This window comes from Klebsiella sp. 28, assembly GCF_018223905.1.
Taxonomy (GTDB): Bacteria; Pseudomonadota; Gammaproteobacteria; order Enterobacterales; family Enterobacteriaceae; genus Klebsiella; species Klebsiella pneumoniae.
Genome location: NZ_JAGRQY010000131.1, coordinates 1 through 8,880, shown reverse-complemented (window position 1 = coordinate 8,880; position 8,880 = coordinate 1). Strand labels below are relative to the sequence as shown.

Here is an 8,880-nt window from a genome sequence, read left to right as displayed (position 1 = left end):
CAGAGATCTTCGTCTTTCCGGAGACTTCGGATGAATTCAGCCGGAGTCATGTCATTTAATGATGAATGCGTTCTCTCATGATTATATTCCCTGCGCCAGTTGTCGAGTTTGTCCTGCGCATCTTCCAGCGAGAGAAACCAGTGAATGTTCAGGCATTCATCCCGCAGACTGCCGTTAAATGATTCAATAAACGGGTTATCCGTTGGTTTTCCGGGGCGGGATAAGTCCATTGTGACACCGTGCTCATACGCCCATTTATCCAGACTTTTCAAAATAAACTCGCTGCCGTTATCTGTCTGAATACGTACCGGCAGACGCTTGCCCAGCACCCGCAACCTTTCCATCACACCGACCACATACTCACCTTTCAGCGACTTTCCGGCATGGATCGCCACACACTCCCGACTAAAATTATCCACTACAGTCAGCGCCCGGAAACGTGTTCCGTTAAACAGATTATCCGACACGAAATCCATACTCCAGCACTGATCGATACCGATCAGGACCGGACGTTGCTGACGATGACATGCATGCGGGGGCGCTTTTTGCGCAGGTTGAGGCCTTCCAGACAGTAAATCCGGTGTGTTTTCTTGTGGTTAACAGGCCAGCCTTCCCGCCGCAGCTGAATATGAATACGCGGGCAACCGTAGCGGATCCGAGTTTCCGCTATTTACCGGATACGCAGGGTTATCGCCCGATCATCCCGCCGGCTCTGCCAGTGGTAAACGGTTCTGCTCTGCATCAGCAGTCCGCATCCCCGTCGGACACTGATTCGGTAAGCCCCCCGCAGAAAATGCACCGCCTGACGTTTCTGAGCCGGCCTCAGAACTTTTGTTTCAGCACCTCCTGCAGCATCTCCTTGTCCAGACTCAGGTCAGCCACCAGTTTCTTCAGCCGCAGATTTTCATCCTCCAGTTGCCGCAGACGCCGCATTTCGGTCACGCCCAGACCGGCGAATTTCTTCTTCCAGTTATAAAAAGTGGCTTCAGAAATGCCCATCTTTCGGCAGACTTCCCCGTCGCGGGTGCCGGTTTCGGCCTGTTTCAGAGCAAACGCAATCTGTTCTTCGGTATAGCGGGTCTTTTTCATGGCGATGTGCCTCTCTGTGAGATGGAAGAAAGACCGGAGACTTCAGTTTAGCCCGGCACTGTTTTCAGGGAGGAGATCACCACCCCCGCCGTAGTTCGCGGAAGGATGGAATGAAACGATTGGCGTTAGCCCTGCTTTTATTTATTTTCAAAGAATTGGTTGTAGCTTCCGTTCTCACGCCGGAAGCCGACCATTATGACAGCTATCTGTTAGTCGACACTTAACCCGCAACAGCCGTTTCTGGAACAACTTACGACCTCCTGTTCCGTCCAGTGTTCTCCAGACTGTAGGCCAAGCGGTGCCATATTCTAAGCAACCACCAAAGGTGAAAGAACATACTCGCTAGATAAGTTCCAGCGTCACCAGCTTTACCAGCAACACCGGCTAACAGGTAACCACAAGTAATTTACCGGTCCGCGATACCGCCGCCCTGATCCAGCTTCACAAGAGACAGGCTCTTGCTCTGTTGGAATGCGGGCAATTGTGGAAATCTCGTCTGCAACTGACCGTGCGGATAAACACTATCCATAGCTGACGACATGATCCCATTGATTAACACACTTTGATTTTATTACATTTGCTCATTTACTCGCCAACACCAAAAACTTACACTTCCCACATGGACTTAAAAGCAAAAATAAGGATAAGGACGAATGGCTATTGGTCATTTTTTATTTAGGGGTGATAAGACCGCTTGCGGTGGCAGGATTCTTGAAGGATGCCCCAACCATCAATTTTTCGATAAAGATATGGCATGTGAAGGCCATAAAGTAACCTGCGGCAAACATCCAGGGCATTATCGTATCTGCGGTGGCCTTGATAGTGACGAAATACATGGTAAAAGAGTAGCCGGAACACTGCACAGCCGTAGTTCCTGTCCCTGCAAATCACGTTTTATTCCTTCCATCGATGACACTTATGAATTTTCTACAGGGGCAGCGAAAGCCGACACAGCCCAATCTCAAGTCGTCGAATTTCCCGTTCTCCCCCGCCCGATTTATGATCCCCAAGCTGATAATGTGACTGACACCTGCAAGTCAGAAGATAACCCGCTGCTGAACGGCGTTTATATATGGACTGAAACGACAAGTGCAGGTCATGTTTTCGTTTCAGTGCATGAGAATAACAATATCTTCCTCTACACCTATGGACGCTATGGACGCACTGATAAAAGTACCTTCACTGGGGATGGGATTTTAGACTTTTTCCAGGATGAAGATGCGCGTAAGTATTACCGATACGAACTTTATGAAATGGGGGCTCGCGCTTTCCGCATTGATGATGCAGATCCTAAAATAATCCGTAAATTCTTCGAAAACCTTTGGAATGGCGGTGTAACACCAATTCAAACGCCAAACATGCAAGATGGTACAAAGCGAAGAGGCCGAACCATTGATAAATATGATGTCACTGGTAGCAACTGTACCACTCACTCAGTCGAGGGGCTCAAGTTTGCTGGCTCAAAGGTATTCGAACACGGTTACACATCCACGACAACACAGCTACCAATCGACATAGAAGAAGATTTTACTATTCCGGTTTCACTGCAAAGATATCTTGAATCAAAGAGTGCAGACTTCTCATCAATCCTCGTTGTCGAAATGACTAATACATTCAAACAGCAGTACCCTAACATCGAGAACAAAAGCCCTCAATCAATGGGAGGGAGTGCAAAAATCCAACAATCTGCTGCCGATTCCGCTGCTGTTGCTGGCTCAACATCCCCCTACTCAGGCGGTACAGTAGGCGGTTCATTGGGAAGCACTTACGATGATGAATAAGAAGTTCTGGATCAGATGGGTGAGTATCGCGCTGATCTGTGCAGCGTATTACGCTATCGTGCTTTATTTCGATCTGGTCTTCGCTCTTAACTATACAGAGACAATGAGTCAAGGCGGAGAATTTACCCCTTCTCAATGTACCTGGTTTGTTAAGGAGCTAGCGCAAAATCACTCTGATTCGGCTTTAGCCTCCATCATTGGTTTCGCTCTCTGCGTCCCTTTGATCCTGCTCATCTTCAAGAAAGTGAAATGACCGTCAAAGGCTGGCGAGATCCAGCCTTTTCCTTCCTCCCTCATTTTAGACAATATGTAGTGGCACACTGAATTTGGCCACCCTGGACTGCCCCCACCACTCCGGTAGACGATTCTGCCCTAAAGTTTGAGTAAAGGAGGTTCGACTGGCGCTTCGTCAACATCATCACCCGCGCCCTGGGGGCACTGGGCCAGCGCTCGGACTACGCCCGTATCGCCCGCCACGTTATCAACATCGACGAACTATTTATCGACTACGCCCGCGTCTTTTTGCCCAGCCACGACCGCCAGGCATGGGACAACGTGGTACGGATTGCCGGTGGCATCACTGAGAAAAACACGCCACGTAATCTTCAGGGAAGGGGCAGCTACGTCGTCGCGCTGGAGCAGTACCTTTCAACCACCCGATTACACGACACGATCCTCGACGGTCTACGTACTGCCGTGCGCTATGACAAAACCTATTTCGATAAGATCGTCGCCTCGCTGCTGCCACTGCTGGAAAAACTGACCACCAGAAAAATCTCCCAACTGCTGGCCCCGGACTACGGCGACCTTAACGACCCGCGCCCGGTATTCAACTGGCAGCAGGCCATTCGCCAGCGGGCGATTATTTATGTCGGGCTGGATGCATTGTCTGACGCAGAAATTGCCGCCGCTGTCGGCAACTCAATGTTCGCCGATCTGGTCAGCGTCGCCGGACATATCTACAAGCACGGCGTGATGGATGGCCTGCCGCAGACGGAAGAGAACCCGGCCATCAACCTGCACTGCGATGAGTTCAGTGAACTGATGGGCGATGAATTTATTCCGCTAATAAATAAAGGCGGCGGCGCAGGTGTAGAGGTTACGGCCTACACCCAGACGCTCTCCGCTATCGAAGCCCGCATCGGCGACCGCGCCAAAGCGGACCAGGTCGTCGGCAACTTCAACAGTCGGATCATGATGCGGGTGCGGGAATCTGCCACCGCCGAATTGTTGACGAAGCAACTGCCGCAGGTGGATGTGCTCAGCAACAGCATCAGTTCCGGCGTTGCCGACAGCGCCGACGCACAGGGCAACATCGGTTTTTCCAGCAACACCCAGGATCGGATGAGCAGCATACAGGTGCCGTTACTGGAACCCGCCTCACTGGTACAGCTTCCCAAAGGGCAGGCGTTCGCTCTGCTGGAAGGTGGTCAGCTCTGGAAGCTACGCATCCCATTACCGGACGCAGCACACGATCCGCTGATGCCGGAAAGCATCACACACATAGCCCGCTATATGGAAAAACAGTACGACAGCACGCCTATATGGTGGGACCGCCCGGAGACAGTTGTAACGGCGAAAAATGACCCTATTTTATGGCTGAACGACAGCGAAACCACGGAGAAACAGACCGATGATACCCCGGACACACCGCCAGCTCGTGAGCGTTGAAGTGATGTGGCCTGCACAAACACTGCCTCTTCCCCTGCAACAGGCGGTGGAAGCGCTGACGCAGGGAGAAACGCCCGACCAGATTATCGCCCGGATGAATTTGCAGGGCTTTCAGGCATGGCGCGAAGCTACATCGCCGCAAGGCGAACACGACATTTTTCAGATACGACTGGATGAGGTACACGAGGCACGGTTCCTCTGCCGCTACATTACTCTGCCGCTGCACTGATGCCCGAACATGCGCCACCAGGCCCCGTGCGTCGCCCCGGACTGCTCGGCTGGATAGCATTACTTCCCGGCGTGCTGATCGGTTTTTGCCTCGGCGCGTGGATGCTGGCGATAACGCTGGAGTGGCTGGGCGAGGCGTTTTTCTGGCGGAACACCTGCGCCAGTCACAGTGAGCAGGTATTGCAGGCGACATGGCAGGGGTGGAAAAGCTCTGCTGGCGCACCGATGTGGTTAGTAGAAGACCTCGCGATTGTCAGCGATACGTTGCAGCAAGGGATTGCGGCGCTGGTTCATTCGCTCAACGGGCAAAGCGGGTTGTTCTGGACGGAAACCATCACTACGGTGATCCGCTGTGCGTTACTGTCTGCGAGTAAGTTACCCTTACCTTTCTGCTGCGCTGGCTATTTTATTGCAGGCGCTACCACAGTTTGTGCTGACCATTGTTATAGGGCTGATTGACGGGCTGGTACGCCGCGACTTACGGCGATTCGGCGCAGGCCATGAGTCCGGGTTTGTTTATCATCATGCAAGGCGTATGATCGGCTCCAGCCTCGCGGCAACGGGGCTGGCGTGGCTGGCGTGGCTGGCGTGGCTGGCGTGGCTGGCGGTGCCAGTTTTTCTGGAATCAAGATATATTGTAATACCTGGAGTGATGCTGAGTGGGCTCGCGGGTTCAGTAGCGACGGGAGCATTCAAAAAGCATTTGTAATGCAACCTAGATAGTACTTATTCACCCAGCCATAAACTCAAGACTGATAATACCAAAGCACTGGCCGTTGATAATTGTTTTTTTGTGAAAAAATCGACTAATTAACACGCTGGTCAAAAGCATATGTTTTTGTAGTAAAATCAATACAATTTGACTCCTAACAAGATATAATGGCTGTTCGTTTTATCTAATAAGTTACTCAAATTATTTTCAGCGGAGTGGATATTCATTAAATGAGCTTACCTGAGGAAAAAATAGCTAAACGAGCACTGAAAGCCATTGAATTTATTTGTCGACAGCTCTCGCGCTTTGCAAAAATGACACCCGTTGAGCTTATGGCTTACTTACGAAAGAATCCCAAAGATGCCTTTTGTAATATTCCCCATCCGAAAGGAAATGGACATATCCATTGTGGTTCTCTTGCCTGGAACAAGCTGAATGAGCTTGTAGACCTCACTATCGAATTGGATCACGGTCTTGGGCGACGAGTAGGCCGCAAACTCGCAAAGGAAGCCGTAATAAATGCTTTTGTTAAAAGAGTATTACAGGAGGCACGTGGAGTTGATCAGGAAACCGCAATGCTGCTTCTTAAAGACGCTTTAACGATTTTGAGAGAAAAGCTTGTAGTTATCGAACATTACCTACCGTGTGTGCTTTTCCCTGGGGATACACCTACTGAATTCAGCGTTGGTCCTGTCACATTCGTCCGTCGCTCCAAGTTCTTCGATGAAAAAAAATCAGTACTAAAACATAGTATTCATGTTAACACGAAGGCGCATATTCAGTGCGTAAAGGAAGCGATTGCTCAAGGTTTCCCACAAGAACGCACGCACACTAAAGATGAATCAAGACAACTAGTGCGTAAATTACAGTCCCGAGCAGTCAAAGCCTACAAAGACTATCCATGGATTGCTTGTGTGAAAGTGAGTGAGTGTGATGAAGCAATCTCTAAAGAACGAGCGATCCAAGCTACAGAGATGGCGCTTCACATCATCCGTATCCTCTTGGGAGCTAAACCGACAAGGGAAATTAGGCTAGCATGGTCACGCAGCGGAGCTCTGCGCTCGGCACATTTGCACGCTGATGTACATGGTGTGATTCACGCAAGTCTCTGCGCTGATTCTTTAGAACCGGTTGGTGTAATAAACTGGCATGAAGCATTGATAAGGGCAAATTTAGAATTAGACATCCTCGGTTCTGCTTTGATACCCATAGTCAATCCAGTAGAAACTACTCACCTTCACCAGCGCCTTATTGACGCTATCAATTGGTTTGGGGACGCGGTTACAGATCCAAATATACATTCGAGTATAGTGAAATACGTTTCTGCAATTGAGCGGTTGTTCTTCGGTAAATTCGAAGCAGGGCGGACAAAATTGTTTGGCGGTCGGGTTAGGGATGTGTTGAAAGCATTCAGTTGTGATGAAGGGGATCGTGTTTATTCTCAAGCTCTGGAACTATACAAAACTCGTTCGACTTTGGTACATGGAGAACAATTTCGTACCGAAGATGAATCCTTTAACATTATTAATCTTGCATCAGAGTTAAGTAGGATGTGCCTTCTATGCTCTGCACAGCTTTACTCCATGATGCTACAAGCATTCGAAAATCCTGATAGTGCAAAATTAGAAGAAATCATGAAGCGCATAAACGATGAAGGGTTGAATTGGCTGGCAGAGGCTGCAGCATTAGGCTGTGCAAAACACTCCCCAATCAGATAAACCATGAACCTTATTAGAAACGGGCGTTCAAAAGCATATTTTTAGCGCCCTGTTATCAATAAACCATTCAGATAAATCATTATATTGAGTCTGTGATATCTTACTTAGTAATTTACATTCCACAGGGCACGGTATCATTCTCCAAAAAGCAATAAAGTAAAGGAACATATCCACAATAGCTATATATAATATAAAATATTCTCAAACAGAAATGTATTCACACCTATAAATGGGCAATATAAAAGATAAAATGCCGAGAGTCGGAATGTAAGCGCACCCGTTTTAGTTCCACGCACTTTTTGAGATTTCCGGGGTTTCAGCCATCAGCCGGTATTCTTCCGGCGTCAGGCTTTTCAGGGATTCATGGGGGCGCTCGCTGTTATATTCAGCCAGCCAGCGCTCTGTAATTTCACGTGCTTCGTTCAGGGTTCTGAACAGATAAAAATCCAGTATTTCTGTCCGGTACGTCCGGTTGAATCATTCGATAAAGGCATTCTGTGTTGGCTTGCCGGGCCTGAGAAATTCCAGCATCACACCATGCTCTTCTGCCCATTGTGCCAGCGTCAGCAAGACCAGCTCCGGACCGTTATCCATCCGCATCTTCAGCGGATATCCGCGGTTTGCCACGATCCTGCCCAGCACTCTGACAACCCGCTGCGCCGGGATATTCAGGTCAATTTCGATCGCCAGCGCTTCCCGGTTATAACCATCCACCACGTTGAAGGTTCTGAAACGTCTGCCGCACACCAGCGCATCGTGCATAAAATCGATGGACCAGCTCTGGTTCATCGCCTCTGGCGTTGCCAGCGGAGCCGGATTGCGCACCGGCAGGTGCTGTTTTCCCTTACGGCGAAAATTCAGTTTCAGCAGGAAGTAAATCCGGTGAACGCGCTTATGGTTCCAGGCGTTGCCCTGCCTGCGAAGGACCTGAAAAAACCTTTTATATCCGTATCGCGGATAGCGTTCAGCCGCCACGGTCAGCGCCATAATGACTGGCTCATCACGTTGCGTATCCGGCTGATAACGAAATACCGTCCTGCTCAGCGACAATATCCTGCATGCCTGACGTAAGCTCATGGCAAACTGCGCGGTCAGATAGCTGACCAACTCACGCTTTATCGCTGGTTTTAAAGCTTTTTTTCAATAACGTCTTTCAATGCGCGGCACTCGAGGCTCAGGTCCGCAAACATCTGTTTCAACCGGCGGTTTTCATCTTCGAGGTCCTTCATCTTTTTGATATCAGAGGCTTCCATACCGCCGAACTTCGCTTTCCAGTTGTAGTACGAGGCCTCAGAAATCCCGGCTTCGCGGCACACATCTTTGACGGTGCGTCCGGCTTCGACGGACTTCAGAACGGCGATGATCTGGTGTTCGGTGAATCGGGCTTTGCGTATGGCGATCTCCTCCAAGGATATATTCAGTATGCCGGAAGATCTCTAAATGTGAATGGTCCGGTTTACCGGGATGCTTACAGGTTGACTCAGATTGACTTCTGTTGAAAGGAGAATCGCGAAAAGCCTTGCGTAGCGCGGATTTCAGGCACAAAAAAGACGTCCGTCGACGTCTATTGATGTTCCGATGGTGCGAAGGCCGGACTCGAATATTTAATTAACTAGCTGTATTTTAATTGTTTTTACTTTTAAAAATGGATTAATGCCCCTTTTTATGCCCCCATTACAAG

General features: G+C 49.5%; 4 protein-coding genes and 4 pseudogenes. 6 read left to right on the top strand and 2 right to left on the bottom strand.

Annotation, left to right across the window (positions count from 1 at the left end; genetic code table 11):
- A pseudogene (locus KHQ28_RS21095) lies at positions 1 to 1,089 on the bottom strand (IS3 family transposase); the annotation flags it as partial.
- Between the two features lie 653 nt (positions 1,090 to 1,742).
- Here KHQ28_RS21095 and KHQ28_RS21090 point away from each other — a divergent pair.
- From KHQ28_RS21090 to KHQ28_RS21065, 6 genes and pseudogenes are all read left to right on the top strand, one after another.
- Positions 1,743 to 2,870 (top strand): PAAR domain-containing protein, encoded by a 1,128-nt coding sequence (locus KHQ28_RS21090; protein WP_032418123.1) that lies wholly within the window; start codon positions 1,743 to 1,745, stop codon positions 2,868 to 2,870.
- Positions 2,860 to 3,123 (top strand): hypothetical protein, encoded by a 264-nt coding sequence (locus KHQ28_RS21085; RefSeq protein ID WP_032418124.1) that lies wholly within the window; start codon positions 2,860 to 2,862, stop codon positions 3,121 to 3,123. Before KHQ28_RS21090 ends, KHQ28_RS21085 begins: the two co-directional genes overlap by 11 nt.
- A 146-nt stretch (positions 3,124 to 3,269) precedes the next feature.
- Positions 3,270 to 4,541 (top strand): annotated as a pseudogene (traD, locus tag KHQ28_RS21080) (conjugative transfer system coupling protein TraD); the annotation flags it as partial.
- The gene (locus KHQ28_RS21075; RefSeq protein ID WP_032418126.1) at positions 4,504 to 4,770 is read left to right on the top strand and encodes a hypothetical protein; all 267 of its coding nucleotides are present in this window, start codon (positions 4,504 to 4,506) and stop codon (positions 4,768 to 4,770) included. The pseudogene traD and the gene KHQ28_RS21075, both read left to right, overlap by 38 nt.
- Positions 4,770 to 5,478, top strand: a pseudogene (locus KHQ28_RS21070) (DUF4400 domain-containing protein). Before KHQ28_RS21075 ends, KHQ28_RS21070 begins: the two are co-directional and overlap by 1 nt.
- Positions 5,479 to 5,711: 233 nt before the next feature.
- Positions 5,712 to 7,199 (top strand): HEPN domain-containing protein, encoded by a 1,488-nt coding sequence (locus KHQ28_RS21065; protein ID WP_032418128.1) that lies wholly within the window; start codon positions 5,712 to 5,714, stop codon positions 7,197 to 7,199.
- A 282-nt stretch (positions 7,200 to 7,481) separates the two neighbouring features.
- On the opposite strand, the pseudogene KHQ28_RS21060 reads toward KHQ28_RS21065, so the two are convergent.
- Positions 7,482 to 8,593: pseudogene (locus KHQ28_RS21060) on the bottom strand (IS3 family transposase).
- Positions 8,594 to 8,880: the final 287 nt, after the last annotated feature.